The 21100-nt window shown below is 59.8% G+C and carries 19 protein-coding genes, 1 other RNA gene and 1 pseudogene; 10 read left to right on the forward strand and 11 right to left on the reverse strand.

What is annotated here, in order from left to right; all coding sequences use genetic code 11:
- The first annotated feature begins 46 nt into the window (after nt 1-46).
- Nucleotides 47-574 carry an outer membrane protein assembly factor BamE gene (locus tag HNQ83_RS10025; RefSeq protein ID WP_175388787.1) on the forward strand — a complete coding sequence of 176 codons (528 nt, stop codon included), beginning with the start codon at nt 47-49 and terminating at the stop codon, nt 572-574.
- Nucleotides 575-635: 61 nt separating this feature from the next.
- On the opposite strand, the gene HNQ83_RS10030 is transcribed toward HNQ83_RS10025, so the two are convergent.
- The 3 genes and pseudogenes from HNQ83_RS10030 to HNQ83_RS10040 all read right to left on the reverse strand — a co-directional run.
- Nucleotides 636-950 (reverse strand): RnfH family protein, encoded by a 315-nt coding sequence (locus HNQ83_RS10030; RefSeq protein ID WP_175388788.1) that lies wholly within the window; start codon nt 948-950, stop codon nt 636-638.
- On the reverse strand, nt 943-1377 hold the full coding sequence (locus HNQ83_RS10035) for a type II toxin-antitoxin system RatA family toxin (protein WP_175388789.1): 435 nt from the start codon (nt 1375-1377) through the stop codon (nt 943-945). The genes HNQ83_RS10030 and HNQ83_RS10035 overlap by 8 nt, the downstream gene beginning before the upstream one ends.
- Nucleotides 1378-1384: 7 nt before the next feature.
- Nucleotides 1385-1668, reverse strand: a pseudogene (locus HNQ83_RS10040) (sodium-dependent transporter); the annotation flags it as partial.
- 101 nt (nt 1669-1769) lie between these two features.
- Here HNQ83_RS10040 and smpB point away from each other — a divergent pair.
- Complete coding sequence (gene smpB / locus HNQ83_RS10045) at nt 1770-2252, forward strand: SsrA-binding protein SmpB (RefSeq protein WP_077046406.1); 483 nt, start codon at nt 1770-1772, stop codon at nt 2250-2252.
- A 116-nt stretch (nt 2253-2368) separates the two neighbouring features.
- Here the strand turns inward: smpB and HNQ83_RS10050 are convergent, their stop codons facing one another.
- On the reverse strand, nt 2369-3136 hold the full coding sequence (locus tag HNQ83_RS10050) for a GntR family transcriptional regulator (RefSeq protein ID WP_175388790.1): 768 nt from the start codon (nt 3134-3136) through the stop codon (nt 2369-2371).
- Between the two features lie 262 nt (nt 3137-3398).
- On the opposite strand from HNQ83_RS10050, the gene HNQ83_RS10055 reads away from it, so the two are divergent.
- The 7 genes from HNQ83_RS10055 to ssrA all read left to right on the forward strand — a co-directional run bounded on the left by HNQ83_RS10055 (nt 3399) and on the right by ssrA (nt 12011).
- Nucleotides 3399-5093: a lactate permease LctP family transporter gene (locus tag HNQ83_RS10055; protein ID WP_175388791.1), complete on the forward strand. Its 1695-nt coding sequence runs from the start codon at nt 3399-3401 to the stop codon at nt 5091-5093.
- 146 nt (nt 5094-5239) lie between these two features.
- A complete protein-coding gene (locus HNQ83_RS10060) occupies nt 5240-6064 on the forward strand; it encodes a (Fe-S)-binding protein (RefSeq protein WP_175388792.1) in 825 nt (274 codons plus the stop codon).
- A complete protein-coding gene (locus tag HNQ83_RS10065) occupies nt 6061-7515 on the forward strand; it encodes a LutB/LldF family L-lactate oxidation iron-sulfur protein (RefSeq protein WP_175388793.1) in 1455 nt (484 codons plus the stop codon). The genes HNQ83_RS10060 and HNQ83_RS10065 overlap by 4 nt, the downstream gene beginning before the upstream one ends.
- Nucleotides 7515-8186: a lactate utilization protein gene (locus HNQ83_RS10070; RefSeq protein ID WP_175388794.1), complete on the forward strand. Its 672-nt coding sequence runs from the start codon at nt 7515-7517 to the stop codon at nt 8184-8186. Before HNQ83_RS10065 ends, HNQ83_RS10070 begins: the two co-directional genes overlap by 1 nt.
- Nucleotides 8183-10993: an FAD-binding and (Fe-S)-binding domain-containing protein gene (locus HNQ83_RS10075; protein ID WP_175388795.1), complete on the forward strand. Its 2811-nt coding sequence runs from the start codon at nt 8183-8185 to the stop codon at nt 10991-10993. The genes HNQ83_RS10070 and HNQ83_RS10075 overlap by 4 nt, the downstream gene beginning before the upstream one ends.
- 249 nt (nt 10994-11242) lie before the next feature.
- Nucleotides 11243-11518, forward strand: a complete 276-nt coding sequence (locus HNQ83_RS10080) for a hypothetical protein (protein ID WP_175388796.1) — start codon at nt 11243-11245, stop codon at nt 11516-11518.
- Between the two features lie 96 nt (nt 11519-11614).
- Nucleotides 11615-12011, forward strand: a transfer-messenger RNA (tmRNA) gene (gene ssrA / locus HNQ83_RS10085).
- A gap of 108 nt (nt 12012-12119) precedes the next feature.
- On the opposite strand, the gene HNQ83_RS10090 is transcribed toward ssrA, so the two are convergent.
- Complete coding sequence (locus HNQ83_RS10090; protein WP_175388797.1) at nt 12120-13256, reverse strand: alkene reductase; 1137 nt, start codon at nt 13254-13256, stop codon at nt 12120-12122.
- A 91-nt stretch (nt 13257-13347) separates the two neighbouring features.
- On the opposite strand from HNQ83_RS10090, the gene HNQ83_RS10095 reads away from it, so the two are divergent.
- Nucleotides 13348-13725: a helix-turn-helix domain-containing protein gene (locus HNQ83_RS10095; RefSeq protein WP_175388798.1), complete on the forward strand. Its 378-nt coding sequence runs from the start codon at nt 13348-13350 to the stop codon at nt 13723-13725.
- A gap of 14 nt (nt 13726-13739) precedes the next feature.
- Here HNQ83_RS10095 and HNQ83_RS10100 read toward each other — a convergent pair whose 3' ends face one another.
- From HNQ83_RS10100 to HNQ83_RS10125, 6 genes are all read right to left on the reverse strand, one after another.
- Nucleotides 13740-14459, reverse strand: coding sequence for a hypothetical protein (locus HNQ83_RS10100; RefSeq protein WP_175388799.1), 720 nt, complete (start codon nt 14457-14459; stop codon nt 13740-13742).
- A 130-nt stretch (nt 14460-14589) separates the two neighbouring features.
- Nucleotides 14590-15540 (reverse strand): enoyl-CoA hydratase/isomerase family protein, encoded by a 951-nt coding sequence (locus HNQ83_RS10105; protein WP_175388800.1) that lies wholly within the window; start codon nt 15538-15540, stop codon nt 14590-14592.
- A gap of 341 nt (nt 15541-15881) precedes the next feature.
- Nucleotides 15882-17252, reverse strand: a complete 1371-nt coding sequence (gene pelG, locus HNQ83_RS10110) for an exopolysaccharide Pel transporter PelG (RefSeq protein ID WP_175388801.1) — start codon at nt 17250-17252, stop codon at nt 15882-15884.
- Nucleotides 17253-18767, reverse strand: a complete 1515-nt coding sequence (gene pelF, locus HNQ83_RS10115; protein WP_175388802.1) for a GT4 family glycosyltransferase PelF — start codon at nt 18765-18767, stop codon at nt 17253-17255.
- Nucleotides 18764-19753 carry a HEAT repeat domain-containing protein gene (locus HNQ83_RS10120; RefSeq protein ID WP_175388803.1) on the reverse strand — a complete coding sequence of 330 codons (990 nt, stop codon included), beginning with the start codon at nt 19751-19753 and terminating at the stop codon, nt 18764-18766. Before HNQ83_RS10120 ends, pelF begins: the two co-directional genes overlap by 4 nt.
- Nucleotides 19731-21095, reverse strand: coding sequence for a PelD GGDEF domain-containing protein (locus tag HNQ83_RS10125; protein WP_256668923.1), 1365 nt, complete (start codon nt 21093-21095; stop codon nt 19731-19733). Before HNQ83_RS10125 ends, HNQ83_RS10120 begins: the two co-directional genes overlap by 23 nt.
- Nucleotides 21096-21100 lie beyond the last annotated feature (5 nt).

Consider the following 21100-nt stretch of genomic DNA (forward strand, 5'->3'; position numbering starts at 1 on the left):
TCGGCGTTTACGTTGTCCCAGCCAAGATAGTGGAAGTCGCCCACCGATGCAAAACACCAAGCTCTTGCTAACCAGTTTCACCTTTGTGGGACTGCTCGCACTCGCCGGTTGTTCATTCCCCGGGGTTTACAAAATCGACATCCAGCAGGGCAATGTCGTCACGCAGGACATGATAGACCAGTTACGCCCGGGAATGACCCGTAAGCAAGTAAGGTTTATCATGGGCAATCCACTGCTGACCGACACGTTCCACGCCGATCGCTGGGATTACCTGTACAGCCTGCAACCAGGGGGCGGTGAACGCCAACAGGAACGCATTAGCGTTATCTTCAACCCAAATGATCAACTTGTCAGCCTCTCTGGTGATTTCATGCCAGGCGTGAGCCGCGACGAGGCTATCCTTGGCAAGGATAGCGGTACTACCGTGACCGCACCGACTGAAAACGCCGAGAAGCCAAAACCGGAAAAATCAGTCAAACCGGGCTCTTTGCTGGATCAAATCCAGAAAGAGGTGGACGGTGTAGAAACTGTCCCAGTCCCGACTCCGGAACCACTGGACACCTCGCCGCAATAATTTGCGACGTAATAAAAAACCCGGAATGGCCGGGTTTTTTGTTGCCTGGCGTTTATGCCACTCACTGATTCCGAGCTTTAGCCTCAGCAGCTTTGGCTGCACGGAGTCGACGGACCTCTTTTGGATCGGCCAGAAGCGGTCGGTAAATTTCGATCCGGTCCCCAGATTGAACCGGACGAGTTTCCGGATCGACAACCACCTTGCCGAAGATGCCCACGGGACACGCCGCCAAATCCAGTTCCGGAAACGATTGGCCAATCCCGGACTCAAGCAACGTCGCCCGAACACTTGTTCCTGCCGGTACCGTTACCGACAACAGCACCTGACGATCAATGGCGGCATACACCACCTCGACCTTGATCCCTGCCTCAACCATACATTTGCTTGGCCCGCTGGCAGAACGCATCTACCAGCGTATTGGCCGCCTGATTGAACAATGGCCCAAGGGTCGCGCGGACAATCGGCCCGGCGTAATCAAACGACAGATCCAGACTGATCTTGCAGGCCTTCTCACCCAATGGCTTGAACACCCAGACACCGTGCAATTGAGTGAACGGCCCTTCTTCAAGGTTCATCTCGATGGACTGACCTGGAACCAGGGAATTACGCGTCACGAAATGCTGGCTGAGCCCCCCTTTGGCCACACCTACGCTCGCGCGCATGTGTTCGGAGGAACTTTCCAGCACTTCGGCGGAGGAGCACCACGGCAGGAACTCCGGGTATCGCGCCACGTCGTTGACCAGGTCATACAAGGCTTGTGCCGGGTACGGCAGCAAGGCCGAACGTGAAATGTGTGTCGTCATGTCAGCGTCACTTCCACAGCTGGGCGGCAAACACTACGAGAATGCCGATGGGCGCCACATAGCGCATCAAGAACAAGGACAGGGCGAACAATGCAGGGTCGCGGATCGACAGCTCGTCGCGCACCGCTTCCCGACTCATCACCCAGCCTGCGAACACCACGAAACACAAGCCACCGAATGGCAACATGGTTCGCGAGTGAAGAAATCAATCGCACCAAAGAGATCCGGCCCGATCGCGGAGCCCCATTGGTAGAGGTGGAACATACCGCCTTCGTTCACGAAAAACCTGGCACTCCAAAAAGAGCGCGCATTGTCCGGGATTCGATCAACCTGCTCAAGCACGCAGCATCACCGTAGCCGACTTGCTTGCAACTCCCTATAATGCCGCCCCTATGGCTAAACAGAAGAAACACCCCACAGGGACCATCGCGCAAAATAAAAAGGCGCGACACGATTACTTCATCGAACATCGGTTCGAGGCTGGTCTGGTCCTGGCCGGCTGGGAAGTAAAGAGTTTGCGGGCAAGCAAGCTGCAACTGGTCGACAGTTACGTGCTGCTCAAGGATGGCGAAGCCTGGCTGCTCGGCAGCCACATCACGCCCCTGACGACTGCCAGCACCCACGTCATCGCTGACCCGACCCGTACGCGAAAGCTGCTGCTCAACCGACGCGAGCTGGACAAGCTGGCCGCTTCGGTGCAGCAAAAGGGTTACGCCTGCGTATGCCTGTCCTGGTACTGGAGCAAGCACATGGTCAAGTGCGAGATCGCTCTGGGCAAGGGCAAGAAGGAATACGACAAGCGTGATACCGAGCGCGAACGCGATGCTGGGCGCGAGTTGCAGCGTGCGGTGCGGAACAAGGGCAAGGAAGATTAATTTTCCTGCTTGAAGTTTGCGGCGCCAGCGAAAAGATCGCAGCCTGCGGCAGCTCTTGCACCGGGATTACCCCGTAGGAGCTGACGCAGGCTGCGATCTTTTGCGTTTAAACGCAATCACATCCCCTTGCGCCGCTCCGCCCGGGCCATGCGCTGCACTTCCTGACGCACCTCTTCCAGCACTTCCTGCACATACAGAATGTGACGACTGGAGACTTCCCGCGCCTGTTCCGCCCTGCCTTCGATAATCGCCAGATACAATTCCCGGTGCTGCGTGATCAGCATGTCGCGGGTTTCTGTGCGCTGCTTGTACATGCCGCCAATGTTGGTCACCACATTGCGCTTGAGCAGGTCGAACAAACCGCGAATGGTGTGCAGTAACACCGCGTTGTGACTGGCCTCGGCAATCGCCAGATGGAATTTGGCATCCGCCGCGCCTTCTTCCGCCCGACTGACCTCATCGTGCCGCGAATAGCAGTCCTGCAATTCATTGAATGCCGCCGTCAGCCGCTCGCGATCAACATCCGTTGCGCGTAACGCGGCGTAGTAAGCGCAGGACGCTTCCAGCGTGTGGCGAAACTCCAACAGATCGCGCTGAGCCTCGGGATTGCTCTCCAGCAATTGCAGAAGAGGATCACTGAAAGTTGTGCCCAGGGACTCCACCACATAGTGGCCGCCACCCTGGCGACTGACCAGCAAGCCCTTGGCGACCAGCTTCTGAATGGCTTCACGCAACGAAGGGCGAGACACACCGAATTGATCGGCCAATGCCCGTTCTGCCGGCAGCCGCTCACCGGCCTTCAGCGTCCCCTCGAGGATCATGCCTTCCAACTGCTCGACAATATCGTCAGACAAACGGCGCTGACGAATCTGATCAAACCCCATAACTCGATTTCTCCACGACCCGACGGCTCGCCGGGGCTCTATTCTGGCCTATCCATGCCGCATCGGCATCTGCCAGTCAGCATTTACCCAAACGGATCAGATGATCGTGAGGGCCCTGCATTCGACAAAAGTTTTAGGGCGGCAAATTGACACACCGCCTACAAGGCTTTTACCCTAGCCAACAGCGATTGTAAATTGGTCTTACCAATTATCCAAGAACGCTGATCAGTGCCTGACCAACAACAATTAGGGGCCACCCCATATGCAAACTTGGCAACAGCTCTACAGCCCTCTCGGCAGCCTCGGTTTATCCGCGCTCGCAGCCGTCATCCCCATCGTGTTTTTCTTCCTGGCCCTGGCCGTGTTTCGCCTTAAGGGCCATGTAGCCGGTAGCATTACGCTGGCGTTGTCGATTCTGGTGGCAATCTTTGCCTTCCAGATGCCCGTCGATATGGCATTCGCTGCGGCTGGATATGGCTTCGCCTACGGTCTGTGGCCGATTGCCTGGATCATCGTGGCGGCCGTGTTCCTCTACAAACTGACGGTCAAGAGCGGCCAGTTCGAAGTCATCCGCAGCTCGGTGCTGTCGATCACCGACGACCAGCGCCTGCAAGTACTGCTGATCGGCTTCTGCTTCGGCGCCTTCCTCGAAGGTGCTGCCGGTTTCGGCGCGCCAGTGGCGATTACCGCCGCGCTGCTGGTCGGTCTGGGGTTCAATCCGCTGTACGCCGCAGGCCTGTGCCTGATCGCGAACACCGCTCCAGTGGCATTCGGCGCCTTGGGCATTCCGATCATCGTGGCCGGGCAAGTGACCGGTATCGACGCCTTCAAGATTGGCGCCATGACCGGCCGCCAACTGCCGCTTCTGTCGCTGTTCGTGCCGTTCTGGCTGGTGTTCATGATGGATGGCCTGCGCGGCGTTCGTGAAACCTGGCCCGCAGCACTGGTGGCCGGCCTGAGCTTTGCCGTCACCCAATACTTCACTTCGAACTTCATCGGCCCGGAACTGCCGGACATCACGTCGGCCCTGGCCAGCCTGATTTCCCTGACGCTGTTCCTGAAAGTCTGGCAGCCAAAACGCGCCGCTGGCCAACACATCGTCGGCGCGGTCTCTGCCTCCGTGGTGAGCGCCAGTGCCGGTGGTTTCGGCCAGAAGCGCACAACCGTGGCATCGCCCTACAGCCTGGGTGAAATCTTCAAGGCCTGGTCGCCGTTCCTGATCCTGACCGTGCTGGTCACCATCTGGACGCTGAAGCCGTTCAAGGCGATGTTTGCCGCCGGCGGCTCGATGTACAGCTGGGTGTTCAACTTCGCCATTCCGCACCTGGACCAGATGGTGATCAAGGTCGCACCGATCGTGGCCGCGCCGACTGCCATTCCAGCGGTGTTCAAACTCGACCCGATCTCCGCCACCGGTACAGCGATTTTCTTCTCGGCGCTGATCTCGATGCTGGTTCTGAAGATCAACCTCAAAACTGGTCTGACCACTTTGAAGGAGACCTTCTACGAACTGCGCTGGCCTATTCTGTCCATCGGCATGGTGCTGGCCTTCGCCTTCGTTACCAACTACTCGGGCATGTCGTCGACCATGGCGCTGGTATTGGCCGGCACCGGCGCGGCCTTCCCGTTCTTCTCGCCGTTCCTCGGCTGGCTGGGCGTGTTCTTGACCGGTTCCGATACCTCGTCCAACGCGCTGTTCAGTTCGTTGCAAGCCACCACCGCACACCAGATCGGTGTCAACGACACCTTGCTGGTGGCCGCGAACACCAGCGGTGGCGTGACCGGCAAGATGATCTCGCCACAATCGATCGCAGTGGCCTGCGCCGCGACCGGCCTGGTGGGCAAGGAATCGGACCTGTTCCGCTTCACGCTCAAGCACAGCCTGTTCTTCGCAACCATCGTCGGCCTGATCACATTGGCCCAAGCCTACTGGTTCACCGGCATGCTGGTGCACTAAGCACTACACGCGCCATGGAAAAAACCGACGCCGGGCCACGACCCCGGCGTCAGCTGTTCACTACCCGGTCTGTAAGGCTGCTGAAAGAATCTCTCTCTATATTCAGCAGCCTCGACGGACGGATAACCCGCCGAGAGACACGCCTGATGAGCGAGCTTTTTTACAACGCTGTGCCGAATGCGACCCGTGTCGCCCCGCCACTGCCCGAGCCTCGGCAATACCCCAGCGAGAAACCGCAACGGGTGTACCTGTTCGGGACCTGCGTAGTGGATCTGTTCTACCCGGAAGCCGGTATGGACGCGATCCACTTGCTGGAGCGCGAGGGCATCCGTGTCGAGTACCCGCAAGGGCAAAGCTGCTGCGGGCAACCAGCCTACACCTCGGGTTACACCGAGCAGGCCAGGACCGTCGCACGCTCTCAGCTGGCGCTGTTTGCCGGGGATTATCCGGTGGTGGTGCCTTCCGGTTCCTGCGCGGGCATGTTGCGTGAGCACTATGCCGACCTGTTCAAGGATGAACCGCAAACCTTGAAGCAAGTTCAGGCATTGGCGGCCAGAACCTACGAGCTCGCCGAGTTTCTGTTGTTTGTGTGCAAGGTACAGCTCAAGGACAGTGGTACACCGATAAAAGTGGCGTTGCACACTTCGTGCTCGGCACGCCGTGAGATGAACACACACTTGCATGGCCGCGAGCTTTTGGCGCAGTTGAGCAACGTAGAACGAGTCGACCATAGCCACGAAAGTGAGTGCTGTGGCTTCGGTGGGACTTTCAGCGTCCGTATGCCGGACATTTCCGGGGCGATGGTGGCTGACAAGACCCGGTCGCTGAAGGAATCGGGCGCGCACAAGGTACTCAGTGCCGATTGTGGTTGCCTGATGAACATCAACGGCTCGCTGGAGAAACAGAAAGAAGCGTTGCGCGGCCAACACCTGGCCAGCTTCCTCTGGCAACGAACCGGAGGCGCGCAATGAACGCTTCCGCGATTATTCCTACGGTCGCCGTAGAAGAAGATTTCCGCACCCGCGCTCACAACGCGCTGGGTGATGCGCAATTGCGAAACAACTTTCGCAAGGCGATGGATTCGCTGATGACAAAACGGGCAACGGCTTTCAGCGATGCCCATGAAAGAGAACACCTGCGAGCGCTGGGCAATGCTGTCCGCGCCCGTGCGTTATCCAAGCTGCCCGACCTGCTCGAGCAGCTTGAACAGAACCTGACCCGCAACGGTGTGACAGTGCACTGGGCGGAAACGGTGGACGAGGCCAACGGCATCGTCCTCTCGATCATCCGCGCTCACGAGGGGCGGCAAGTGATCAAGGGCAAATCGATGGTCAGCGAAGAGATGGAGATGAACCATGTCCTCGCTGAACAGGGCATTGAATGCCTGGAATCGGACATGGGCGAGTACATCGTCCAGCTCGACCACGAGAAGCCTTCACACATCATTATGCCGGCAATCCACAAGAACGCCGGTCAGGTCGCGTCCTTGTTCCACGACAAACTTGGCGTGGAATACACCAAGGACGTTGACCAACTCATTCAGATCGGCCGCAGGGTCCTGCGGCAGAAATTCTTCGAAGCGGACATCGGCGTCTCCGGTGTCAACTTCGCCGTGGCCGAAACCGGCACCCTGCTGCTGGTGGAAAACGAAGGCAATGGCCGCATGACCACCACGGTGCCACCGGTGCACATTGCCGTCACCGGCATCGAAAAAGTCGTGGAAAATCTGCGCGACGTGGTGCCTCTGTTATCACTGCTTACCCGTTCAGCCCTGGGCATTCCGATCACCACCTACGTCAACATGATCTCGGGGCCGCGCAAGGAACATGAGCTCGACGGCCCACAGGAAGTGCATCTGGTACTGCTGGACAATGGTCGCAGCCAGGCGTTTGCCGACAGCGAACTGCGCCAGACCCTGAACTGCATCCGCTGCGGCGCCTGCATGAACCATTGCCCGGTCTACACCCGAATCGGTGGCCATGCCTACGGCGAGGTTTACCCCGGCCCTATCGGAAAAATCATCACCCCGCACATGGTCGGTCTGGCGAAAGTCCCAGACCACCCGAGCGCCTCCTCGTTGTGCGGAGCCTGCGGTGAAGTGTGCCCGGTCAAGATTCCGATCCCTTCCTTGCTGCGGCGCTTGCGCGAAGAGAACGTCAAGGCGCCCGATAGTCCGAACCGCGTGATGCGCGACCAGGGCCGCAAGTACTCGCGCAAGGAACGGTTTATCTGGAACGCTTGGGCCCGGCTCAACAGCTCGCCGACGCTGTATCGCCTGTTTACGCTCGCCGCCACGCGCCTGCGGGCGCTCACGCCGAACAACGTCGGCCCCTGGACGCAAAACCACAGCGCACCGAAACCTGCCGCCCGTTCACTGCATGACATGGCTCGCGAGCATTTGGCCAAACAGGGAGATCGTTGATGAGCGCCAAGCAAAACATCCTCGGCAAATTGCGCAAAAGTCTGACAGGTACCACACCTGTGGCTGACAATTTCAACGTCGGTTTGGTGACAGAGCCGTACACCTACACCCCGGAGCAACGCATTCCGCAACTACGAAAACTGATGGAAGCGGTGCACACGGAAATCCATCTGACGTCGGGTGAAGACTGGCCGGCCCTGCTGGCAAAACTGTTGCTGGATCGTCAGCTACCTAGCCTGTTGATCGCGCCGACCACACCGCACGGTCAACACGTCACTCGGCATTGGGCGAAAAATCCGGCCCTGCCTACACTCAAGGCCTACAACCGCCCGGTGGAAGAATGGAAAGCCGAACTGTTCAACGACACCCCGGCGAGCCTGACCGGTACCTTGGGTGCGATCGCCGCGACCGGTAGCCTGATTCTCTGGCCGACGCGGGAAGAACCACGGCTGATGAGCCTGGCGCCACCGGTGCATTTCGCCCTGCTCAAGGCCAGCGAAATCCGAGACAACTTCTATCAGGTGCAACAGGAATTCGAATGGGCTCAGGGCATGCCGACCAATGCACTGCTGGTGTCCGGCCCGTCGAAGACCGCAGACATCGAGCAGGTGCTGGCCTACGGCGCCCACGGTCCGAAAGATCTGGTGGTGTTGATCCTGGAGGACCAATGAGTCTACCGGCCGCTTTCCTGCGCGATGCGCAGCAACTGATTCCCCGGGAGCGTCGCTTCGACGACCCGCTGTCGACCCTGGCGTTTGGCACCGACGCCAGTTTCTATCGGCTGATTCCGCAACTGGTGATTCGCGTCGAATCGGAAGATGAAGTGGTGGCGCTGCTGAAACTGGCGCAGCGCGACCAGGTTCCGGTGACCTTCCGCGCTGCCGGCACCAGCCTGTCCGGACAGGCTATCAGTGACTCGGTATTGATCGTCCTCGGGGATAACTGGAACGGTCGCGAGATCCGTGGCCAAGGCACGCAGATCCGCCTGCAACCGGGGGTGATCGGCGCCCAGGCCAACGCCTGGCTGGCGCCCTTCGGACGCAAGATCGGCCCGGATCCGGCGTCGATCAACGCCTGTAAAATAGGCGGCATCGTCGCCAACAATGCCAGCGGCATGTGCTGCGGTACCGCGCAAAACACCTACCACACGCTGGCCGGGATTCGCCTGGTGCTGGCCGACGGTAGCCGTCTCGATACCGAAGATGCCGCCAGTGTCGCCGCATTCCGTCAAAGCCACGGTGAACTACTGGAGCGCCTGGCAACCCTGGGCCGCGAGACCCGCGCCAACAGCGAACTGGCTGCGAAAATTCGCCACAAATACCGTCTGAAAAATACCACCGGCTTGTCACTCAATGCCCTGGTGGATTACGACGAGCCTGTGGATATCTTGAGCCATTTGCTGGTGGGCTCTGAAGGCACCCTCGGTTTCATCAGCGCGGTGACCTACGACACGGTGATCGACCATCCGAACAAGGCGTCGGCGCTGATCGTCTTCCCGAACGTGGAAACTTGCTGCAACGCGGTCACGGTGCTGAAAAGCCAACCGGTGTCCGCCGTGGAATTGCTGGACCGCCGCAGCCTGCGGTCCGTGCAGAACAAACCCGGCATGCCCGCTTTCGTACAGCACCTATCGAACAATGCCTGCGCCTTGTTGATCGAATCCCGCGCGGCATCGTCCACATTGCTACAGGAACAATTGGCACAGATCATGGCGTCGCTGGCGCCGTTCCCGGTGGAGAAGCAAGTCGACTTCACCGAAGACCCGCTGGAAAACGCCCGCCTCTGGGCCATCCGCAAGGACACCTTCCCCGCTGTCGGCGCGGTGCGCAAAACCGGCACCACAGTGATCATCGAGGACGTGACCTTTCCGGTGGAACAACTGGCCATCGGCGTGAACCGTCTGATCGAGTTGTTCGACAAACATCACTACGACGAAGCGATCCTTTTCGGACACGCACTGGAAGGCAATCTGCACTTCGTCTTCACTCAAGGCTTCAACAGCCCGGAAGAAGTCGTACGCTACCAGGCGTTCATGGACGACGTGGCGCAGTTGGTCGCGGTGGAGTTTGGCGGTTCGCTCAAGGCTGAGCACGGCACCGGGCGCAACATGGCGCCATTCGTCGAGCTGGAATGGGGCAGCGATGCCTACCAGTTGATGTGGCAGCTCAAGCGCCTGCTCGACCCCAACGGCATTCTCAATCCGGACGTGGTGCTCAGCGAAGACCCGCAGATTCACCTCAAGCATCTCAAGCCTTTGCCGGCGGCCGACGAGATTGTGGATAAGTGCATCGAGTGCGGTTTCTGCGAGCCGGTCTGCCCCTCAAAAGGCCTGACCCTGAGTCCACGCCAGCGCATCGTGATCTGGCGTGATATTCAGGCCAAGAAGCGTGCTGGCGTCGATACCCGGGAACTGGAAGCGGCCTATGAATACCAGGGCATCGATACCTGTGCTGCTACTGGCCTCTGTGCACAACGTTGCCCAGTAGGCATCAATACCGGCGAACTGGTGAAAAAGCTTCGCGGCCAGCACGCCACCCATACGAAAACCGCCAACTGGCTGGAAGGAAATTTCGCCACCGCATTGCAAGGTGCGCGCTTCACGCTGCACGTGGCCAATGGTGCGCGGATGTTGCTGGGGGCGCCGCGACTGGCAAAACTTTCGGCTACTCTGACCCGTTTGTCCAAAGGTCAAATCCCGCAGTGGACCAACGCCATGCCGCAGCCGGAACGGGCGATCCGCTTCAGCCCGACCGTGACGGACGAGCGCCCGCGCGTGGTGTATCTGGCCGCTTGTGTTTCACGCGCCATGGGACCGGCGGCCGGTGACAAGGAGCAAATGTCGCTGTACGACAAAACCCGCGGTTTGCTGGAAAAAGCCGGTTACCAAGTGGTGTTCCCGGACAATCTGGATAATCTCTGCTGCGGGCAGCCGTTTGCTTCCAAAGGTTATGCCGAACAGGCCGAACACAAGCGCCAGGAGCTGATCGGCGCCTTGCTCCACGCCAGCCGTGGCGGGATCGATCCGATCTATTGCGACACCAGCCCCTGCACGTTGCGTCTGGCCCAGGACCTTGGCGATACGCGCCTGGATCTGTATGACCCGGTACGCTTCATCCGCACGCATCTGATGGATCGCCTGGACTTCACGCCGCAGGACACGCCGATCGCGGTGCATGTTACCTGCAGCACCCAGCACTTGGGGGAAAGCCAGGCGTTGATCGATCTGGCGCGCAAGTGCAGCAAGAACGTGGTCATCCCCGAAGGCATTCATTGCTGCGGGTTTGCCGGTGACAAAGGCTTCACCACGCCTGAACTGAACGCGCATTCCTTGCGCACCTTGAAGGACGCGGTTCAGTACTGCAGTGAAGGCATTTCCACCAGCCGCACCTGTGAAATCGGCCTGAGCCAGCATGGCGGGATCGATTATCACGGGCTGGTCTATCTGGTGGATCGCGTGACGCAAGCGCGCACTGCGTAAAACCTGTGGGAGCGAGCCTGCTCGCGAAGAACGTGAACGATAACGTATAAATCCGGATACCCAGCGGGCCCCCGGTTTCTTCGCGAGCAAACTTGCGCCTACAGGCCCATGCATTGCTGCAAAAAAAAACCGAATTCCTGCGCACGGCTATAGTCATTTATCTAGGCCCTGCGAACGGGCTTATAACCCCCTCGGCCAGCGGCCCCGTTTCACCGGCAGCACCGAGCCCTCATGCGCAAGGAGATTCCCATGAAGCACTCTGCAATTGCTGGATTGTTCATCACCGCTGCACTGTTGGCCTCGCCCGTGTTTGCGGCAGATAAAGATCTTTGTGACGCGCAAGTTCAAAAACTGGACGACGCAATCACCACAGCCCCCGCCGTATCCGAGAATTCGATGGATAACGCCAAAACCGCGCTGGCTGATGCGAAAAAGGCCCAGGCTTCCGGCAACGACAAGGACTGCATCGAGATCTCCGGCCAGATGCTTGAGAAAATTCAGCAGCGCAGCCCTACCAAAAAGTGAACACAGGTAAGGCCAACCTTCGGGTTGGCCTTCCGGGCCACATTGACGTAGACTGTACAGGCTTGTTGCTCACCGTGATTTTCGAGCAATGAGTTCGGGGCCGTTTAGGATTCGACGCCGGTTGCGAAACTTTAGGTGCATGCCGAGTTGGTAACAGAACTCGTAAATCCACTGTTGCAACTACTTATAGTTGCCAATGACGAAAACTACGGCCAGGAATTCGCTCTCGCTGCGTAAGCAGCCTTAGCCCTGAGCTTCTGGTACCTTCGGGTCCAGCAATCACCAGGGGATGTCTGTAAACCCAAAGTGATTGTCATATAGAACAGAATCGCCGTGCAGTACGTTGTGGACGAAGCGGCTAAAACTTACACAACTCGCCCAAAGCACCCTGCCCGTCGGGTCGCTGAGGGTTAACTTAATAGACACGGCTACGCATGTAGTACCGACAGCGGAGTACTGGCGGACGGGGGTTCAAATCCCCCCGGCTCCACCAACTCAAAAAAAGACGTCCTAGGACGTCTTTTTTTATGCCTGAAATCCAGAGGATTCAGGAACTGCTGATTGGCCTGTGAAACCCATTCTCCCTCCTGCGCTCGCACCACTACCGATCGCAATAGGCCGGGAAGTCCGTGTAACCCACTTCACCACGCCGTGTGTAAAACGTTGATCGATCCGCTTCCACCAACGGCCAACCGTACTTGAGGCGCTCAACTAGATCCGGATTGGCTATATAGGGTCTGCCGAAGGCGATCAAGTCCACCAGCCCGGTGTCGAGGGCGTCCTGGGCGCCATGGCGATCGGTGAACCCGCCGCACCAGATAATTGCGCCAGGAAACACTGCCCGGACCCTGGTCAACAGCGCATGATCGAGGTGTTGCGATTTGAACTCGGCGATTTCCATGTTCGCCTCAGGCATCAGCTCGTAGACCAGATGCAGATAGGCAACGCCCAGGCGCCCCAAACGCTCGGCGACGTATAGCAAGGTTTCCTCGGTAAGAGGGTCCGCCGGAATGCCGTTGAACTTGCCGAACGGGGACAGGCGCACGCCAACACGCCCCGGACCCAACTCACGCACCGCCGCTTCAACGACCTCCAACAGAAACCGTGCACGGTTTTCTACGCTGCCGCCTCCGTAGCAGTCGGTGCGCGTATTGAGCACCGAGTTCATGAACTGCTCGAACAGATAGCCATTGGCGCCATGGATTTCGACACCGTCAAATCCTGCCTCCCGAGCATGGACGCATTCCTGGGAAAAAGTGCCGACCAACGCCATCACCTCCTCCGTCCTCAGGCGTCTTGGTTGACCGGCAGCGATAAAGTCCAACTTGCCATCCGGACCGTGGGCAAATACCTGCGACTCAGACCTTTGCTCGGTCACACCCCAGGGGGCCTCGCCGTTGGGCATGAGCGACGGATGGGCCATCCTGCCGACGTGCCAGAGTTGCATAAATATTGTGCCGCCATTGCGGTGAACCTGATCGGTCACCAAACGCCAGCCCTGCTGCTGGGCTTCGGTATAGATGCCGGGTGTCAACGCGTAGCCGTTACTGGAGGGTGCAACGTCGGTTGCCTCGGCGACGATCAGGCCGGCACTGGCCCGCTGCCCGTAGTAGGTGGCCATCAACTCGTTCGGGATGTCACCCTCGGATGTCCGCGTGCGCGTCATGGGTGCCATGACAATACGGTTCTTCAGCAGCACGGTGCCGCCAACCAATTGAGAATCAAACAGGTCTATCATGGGCTTTCCTTCCGGTCGGTTTTTATCGGTAGGAAAAGCGTACTTTTCGATAATCGTCACCATCTACACACCGTTTTGTCAGTGGTTGCACATGAAGACAATCAATAGACTGCCGGGCTTGCCGATCGAGCGCACGCTGGCTGTCCTCTCCGGGCGTTGGAAGGGAGTCATCCTGCATGTGCTGCTGGACGGCCCGCACCGCACCTGCGATCTGGAGCAGCGCATTGCAGGCATTTCACAGAAAGTATTGATCGAGCAACTGCGAGCGCTCGAGGAACATGGAGTCGTGAGCCGACAACCCAGCGCCGAGGATCGGCAGGGGATCGAATACCTGCTCACTCCGCTTGGCGCCAGCTTGGGGCCGATCCTGGAGTCGCTGATCGAATGGGGAGTCCATCACGCCACGGAGCTCGACGAGGTCCATAGGCTGCTGCCATGCGATGCCGTCGTTCGGGATCGCACGAGCTGACGCGTTGTTTGCCCTCAACTCAACCGAAAATCACTCAAGTCAATCGACACCATCAGGCGCTCCCGCAACGGCTGCAGATCCGCTCCCCGCAAATAGGCCCGACGCTGACTCGGGAAACGAAATCCTTGCGCCTCTACATACTCACCGACGTATTGCGCGGCAGCGAATCCGCCTGCCACGTCAACGTGGTAGTCGTGACGGTGCAAAAGGAAATCATCTGCGAAATAGAAATCCTGGAAGCGGCTGTGGCTGGCGATGTCATCCGGGAATGCCACCCGCAGTCCGCGCCAGATCTCCCCGCCTTCCTGCCAGGGCGCGATTTCACTGACACTGACCCCCTGCATCGCCATGAAAAACGGCGTGGTCAGGTAGGTCCACATGGCGTAGCCGCTGAAGTAGGCGCGATGCAGGGGATCCCACGGCGTTTCCATCACATGGCCGGCGAATGACTCACGAGGGTTCGAACGTTCACGGACGATTTCGCCCTGAGTGGTTTCGATGGCGATGTAGTCGGCCCTGAACGCCGTACGCCAGTCGGGCTTGCCGAACGGGGTCACCGAGGCGCGTTGCTGGTGCAGGCTGACAGTCATTTCCCGGGGCACGGTGTCTTGTGACACGCTCTTGATCCCCCACAACTCGCCGCCCGTCACGATGGTGGCCTTGAGTGAAGTGAAACTGTTCCAGCGCTCCAGGCCACCGTGGGCATCGAGCACTTTTTGCAGCAGTTCGATCATGGTTCGTACTCCGCAATGCTTTGTGTAGGAGCGAGCCTGCTCGCGAAAAATCTGAGGGTGCCTCGGAACATCTGATTTAACGCGTTTTCGTTCACGACCATCGCGAGCTCGCTCCTGCAGGGGCACCACCTTACTTCGACGGCTCACCCAACATACCCGTGTAATGGGCCAAGCGCTTCTCGACATCCGCCTTTTTCTGCAGGCCCAGCTCCATCAACTGCTTGATCCGCGCCTGTGCCGCCGGACGTTGCACCGAACCGATAAAGCCTTCCCACTCGCTGGCGATGGCTTCGTTGGGCGGCAGGCTGGCGGCGTCGACCAGGCGCTTGATGTCGGCAATTGATTGCTTGTCGAACCGGGCGATGCGCCGGGCCATGGTGTCGACGAACTTGTCGAGCTCAGCGTCCGGCAGCGCGCGGTTGACGTAACCATAGCGCTCGGCGAGTTCGCCATTGATATCGTTGCCGGTCAGCAGCACTTCCAGCGCCCGTCCACGGCCCATCAGTCGCGGCAGGCGCGCCATGGGGCCACCTCCGGGCACCAGGGCGGCACCGATTTCCCATTGCGACAGGATGGCTTTCTCGCGACTGGCAAAGCGCATGTCGCTAGCCAACGCCAGTTCGCTGCCGACGCCAGTGGCACGACCGCGAATCGACACGATCGAGACCACCGGTGCCTTGCTCAGCCGCACCAGCATATCGGGCAACGGTGGCAATCCGGTCGGGCCGTTGGGCAGGCTGGTGGTTTCAGTCAGGGCCGGCACGAAGTCGTAATGGGTCAAAAAGAAATCCGGCACGTCGCTGTCGAACACCACGACCACCAGTTTCGGATCGGACTCGATGGCGGTGACCACCTCGTTCAACTGCGGCATGGTTTCCGGACCGTAGATGTTGTACGGCGGGTTATGGAAGGTCACCCGCCAGTATTCGGGCGTGACCCGCGTGAGCTTGATTTCCTGTTTGACCGTGCTGGTGGAGGATGCCTTGTCGGCGCTTGAAGGGGTTGTCTCGCCAGCGAGTGCCGCATCCGTCATCGCCGTGCTGGCGAAAATCAGTGCAGCCGTGAGCAACTGAAGCCTCATGGGAACTTCTCCAGAGAATTGCCTGATGGCATGTGGAGTCCCGTTGAGCAGTCGTGACGGTCTGCCTGTTGCGCGGAGCGTGAACATTCACGCGCCGTGCTCGGTCCCTTTGCGGGTCAACACATAGTGAGTGCGCACTGCGCCGCAAAGCGGCCAGGCACGGTCGGAGGTATCGATTGGCGTCAACATGAGTTGGAGGCCCGGGACGAATGGTCTTCGGCGGCAGCTCCGACCGTTCAAGCGTAGCAGCGCAAAACGGGCTCACATGACCTGTCATCGGATGAGATCACACCCGACATGTAACGACACTGGCGAGGATCGCCAGTGTCTTCAGGGGTGTTTCAGCGCGACAACATGAAGGTGTCGTACTCGAGGTCTTCCAGCGCCGTGGACAACCGGTGCAACCCCAGCAACACGCAAACCAGCAGCGACAGGGTGAAGCCGTAGCCGAAGAAGCTTGGCCCCAGGTGCATGCTGAGCAGCGTCAATCCGGCGTTCAACACCGCAAAAATCACGCACAGTTCCAGCACCACGGCACGCTTGTCGAGGTAGAAAAACACGTTGAGCAAAGCCATGAAGACCACCTGAATGCTCACGCCGATCAGGTCGATGTAGAACAGCGGCAAGTAGTAACTGGAGATGCCCAGCCAATCCAGCAAGCGCGGGGCGAACAGGAACAGCAGCACCACCGTCAGCCCCTGCACCTTGCAGATTTCCAGAAGGCCCTGACGGATCGACAAGGTCATTTCGGTTTTCAGCGAACTGATGTGCTGCAGGGTTTCACCCTCGCGGATCGCCCGGAACAAACGGTCATACCACTCGGCGAAATCGGTTTCGATGCGCACCAGGAAGACCGCCATGCCGGGAATGATCGCCAGGTATGCCAGGAAGATCGGCAGGTCATACAGGATCGAAGCGCGCAGCGGACCGATGACGATGTTCGAGGTGCCGGAGTTGAACCAGAACAGGAATTTGTCGATCCAGATGCCCAGGTTGTAGAAGAGCCCGGTGGCCAGCAGGCTGACGAAGACCTGACGACCCTGGAGGAAGTCAAAGGCGATCAGCTTCTCGGCGCGGTACTCGCGCAGGATGTCGTAGAGAAACAGGAACAGCAGCGTGCTGTGGCCGATCAACAACGCCAGTAGCAGGCCGGCGATCCCCAGAAAGGTCAGCAGATAGGCACTGATGACCATCAGTGTGTAGCCCGCCAGCATCACCAGCAGAATGCGGTTGTAGGCCTTCATCCCCGACAGGAAGATGATCACCATCCACAGGTTGCACAGCACCACGAAGTTCGACAGCACCAGCAGTCGGTAGATCAACGACTGATCGAACAAAGTCGCCAACACGACGATACCCAGTACCCCGGCACCGACAGTGACCATCAGCAGCACGCCCAACAGGTTGGGCAGGATCTGCTCGTACTTGTGTTCGAACAGTCGGTCGGAAACGAACCGGGTGAAGAACAGTTGCAAGCCGCCCGTGAGGATCAGCGAACTGGCCATCAGGTAGGTCACCGTCACCAGAAACTGCCCGACCAGGGTATTGGGCACGACACGGCTCAGGCTGATGATGCCCACCAGCATCACGCTGATGATCGACAGCACCCAGGGCCCGGAGCTGATCAACCCGGCATAGACATAAGCGTGCAAGGTCGCGGTGTAGGAATCGCGCGACAAGATCTTGCGAAGTTCGAAGCCAATCCCGGCCATTTAACTGTTCTCCATGGCGGCTTGATACAAGTCGCGATAACGCTGCAGCATCAAGGCTTCGGTGTAGTAACGGGTGACCCGCAGCAAGCCGCTGGCCTGGGCCGCCTGCCAGCGTTGCGGGCTGCGCAGCAGTTCGAGGATCGCCACGCTGGTGGCTTGCGGATCGGCAATCGCCACCACTTTGCCGGCCAGGCCCAGGTCGCGGTCTTCGGCACTACCGCCTTCGATCAACTCGCGGCACGATCCCACATCGCTGCTGACCACCGGCGTACCGGCGGCCCAGGCTTCGAGAATCACCAGCGGTTGCGCCTCGCTGATCGAGGTCAGCACCATCAGGCCCAGTTTCGGCAAGATCTCCTGGATACGCTGGAAGCCCAGGAAATGCACCTTGCCCTCCAGCCCCAGACTGGCCATCAGGCTGCGGCATTCGCTGACGTATTCGGGGTCCTCCTCTTCCGGGCCGACGATCCAGCCTTCGACCTGCGGCATGGCGCTGATCACGCCGCGCATGGCCCGCAGAAAAGTCTTCACGTCCTTGATCGGCACCACACGCCCGATCAGACCCACCACCGGCGCAATGCCGGGAGCACGGGATTCGAGCGCCGAGGTCCACTGCGGCAGGTCGATGCCGTTGGGAATGACCCGGGTGCGGACCGAATCGGCGCCGTCCTTGATTTGCCGCTGACGGTTACCGTCGTACAACGAAATGATGCTGTCGGCGCTGTTGTAGGTCAGCTGACCGATGCGTTCGAAGAAGCGCACCCACAGGGTTCGGATATAACCCGAACCGGCGTCGAGGCTGCGGTTGAGCGCCTGGCCGGAACTCTCGGCAATCCACGTGGCCTGGGCCAGGTCGATCTTGCGCTCCTTGGTGTAGATCCCGTGTTCGCTGAGCAGATAGGTGCAATTCCAGCGTTGCTTGAGGATGCAACCCAACAGCCCGGCGTAGCCGGTGGAAATCGAATGCAGCACCCGCGCCCGTGGCATGCGGCGCGACGACTCGGCGAGCATCAGCAACGGCGACTGCATCGAGCGCAGGGTCCAGAAATAGTTGATGAACGACGGGTCGGCGCAATGCAGGCGATAACCTTCGCTCAACGCTTCCCAACTGGCGCGGCTGCGCAGCACGTCGTCCAGGGTCATGCGGCCTTGCGCGATGCAGTCGAGCAGGCTTTCACCCAGCGCCGGCTCCGGCGCGTCCGGGTGATGCAGGAAGCGATACAAATCCTGCAACTGCTGCAAATCCGCGTCCCGTGGCGTGCCCCGGGCGTCGGCCGGACGCGTGGCATCTTCGAGAAAGACTTCTTCGATGTGCAGCACGTTCGACGGTACTTGATAGCGACGCTCCCCATACGCCGAGCGCTGCCCGCCGATGAACATCACCGAGAAGGTCAGTTCCGGCAGGCCAAGGATCATCTGGTGAATCCAGCTCGACACACCGCCGCGCACATACGGCCAGGTGCCTTCGAGCAACAGGCAGATGTCGGCCATCGGCGCCTCTTCCTTGTGGCTCATGTCCAGCTCCTTACCAGATCAGCGAAGGGTGGCCGCTGACGGGTCTTCTCCGGAAGGCTGGAGAGCAATCCGGGGATTTCGTGGTAACGACCGGCCTCGAAGGCCAGTTCGGCATGGAACGGCAGGATCTGCGCCGAGCCCATGCCGTTTTCCTGGGCCTTGGTCAGCAGCACTTCGGCGCGTTCGACATCACCACGCTCCAGGGCGATACGCCCGGCCAGCAGAAACAGTTCGCCGCCCTCGCCTGCCGCCAGGCCTTGCTCGGCATGTTCGTTGGCCTGATTGAGCACGTGTTCGAGCACGCTGCCTTGCGCCAGGCCCAGATAGGCCAGCTCCCAATACCAGCGCGCCAGCGTGCCATGCAGTACACCGGCGGCCTTGGTCGTGGCGCCGTGCAATTGGCCAAGAGCGATCTGGATGCGCAGGTTGATGTCGCTTTCCTGTTTGTCGAGCATCGAGTACGCCAGCAACCGCACGTCGTCGCTCGGATCGCCCAGCGCCAGTTTGAGGATCGGCACCGCTTCCTTGCCCGGCATGCGCTTGGTGGCCAGCAACGCCGCCAGGCGCTGGTCGGGATCGGAGGCATGACGCAGTACGTCCTGCAAACCGCCATCGGCAAAGATCGGCGTGCGCGAATGCAGCTGTGCCCGGTACGGCAGGCTCGGAATGCCGACCGCCTGCCAGGCCTGCTTGTCGCGCTTGCGGGGCAGGTACAGCGCCGGGAAGATCGCCGCGACCACGCCCACCGCACCCAGCACCGGCACAAAGAACGCCAGGCTGAAAATGAACAGCGGGCTCCACGGCAGCGGAGAACGATAACGCGCCGGCAACAGCAGCCACACCGCACCGCACAACATCGCGCAGGCCAGGCCATGGCTGAAGGTGAACACCAGCAATTGTTGCAACTCGGGCAAGTCGGCCCACAAGCTGGTCCAACTGCCCGCCTCTAACAACAAGGCTCCGCTAAACAGCCACTTGCTGATCATTCAGGCCACACTCGTTGAACAGGAAATTACGCAGCCCGTTGGGTTCACCAGGCTCCAGATTGAAAGGCATGACCCGTACGCCGAGGCTGTCCATGTCGCTTTCGATACCAAAGTGTTCGTGCAACAGCAGGTTGATCCGGGCCAGATAACCTTCAGTGCCCTGCGGACTGGTCAACGGCAACAGCACCAGCAGCAACTGATGGTCGCGGTTGTTGCGCAGCGGCAAGTGCAAGTCCAGACCGCGCTGGCTGCGTTCAAGCAAACGCGTCAGCTCTTCGTTGGCGCGGGTCATTTCGAAGGCAAACAGGCCGGCTGACAGCTTGTGCTGCTCGACGTCCACCATCGAACGCTTGAGTTGCAGGGTGAAGTGCTGAGCCTCCGCGTCAGGCAGTTGCAGCACCTGCGCATCGCGCAACAACAGGTCGGCGATGTGCCCGGCCAGCAGCGCCAGCAGGCTCAACGTACGATCCTGAAACGCGAAGAACGGCATCTGCCGCACCGCCAGTACCGCCAACAGACGCCCCTCGGCATCGATCAACGGAATACAGGCCTGCAACGACGAAAATTGCGCCGAGGCGCCGGCTTCGTGCAGCTCCTGGCGCACGCTCACCAGTTCACCGCGTTCCAGGCACAGCTTGACCAGACCGTCCTCGGTATCCAGCGATCCCATGACGCCGATGGTCGCCAGCGGCGTCGGCAACACGCGCTCACCGCGATCATCGACACGGTACAAGCCGGCAACCCGCAACGCGCCATACTGTCCCAGCACGGCCACAATCGGATCGGCCAACGCGCCCAGCGCATCGCCTTCATCCGGCATCACCCGCAGTTTTTCGCGCAGGCCCAGCAAGGAACTGCGCAAACTCTGGTCGCTGCCCGCCACGCGCTGCTCCAGCAGGTCGTGGGAGACCCGCAGAATCTGATGCGCCCGGGTGAATTCATCAAGACGATACTGACGGTAATCGTTGGCCATCTGCAGACGCTCCAGGCGTCGTTCCCACAGATCGCGAACCTCGCCCACCAGCATCCCGCACACCAGCACGCCGACAATCCACGACGGCTCAAGCTGCGCGTAGCCGGCATGGCCGCTGTAGCGCAGGGCGAACACCGCCATCACCAACAACGCGGCGCTGAGCAGGCCGCGGACAAATCCGTAACGCACACCCAACAGCAGCGGCGCCAGAATCGGCCAGGGAAAACCGCCGTGCATTTGCATCGGGTCTTCCGGGGTCAGCCACAGGCCCAGGCCAATGGCCAGGCCGGTCACCAGGAACGTTTCCAGCCAAGACACCGGGCCGCTGGCGCGAGGCGCCAGGCTGTAATCCATGTGTGGAGAATTCATTGCGA

The organism is Pseudomonas sp. C2B4, from assembly GCF_013359695.1.
Lineage (GTDB): Bacteria > Pseudomonadota > Gammaproteobacteria > Pseudomonadales > Pseudomonadaceae > Aquipseudomonas.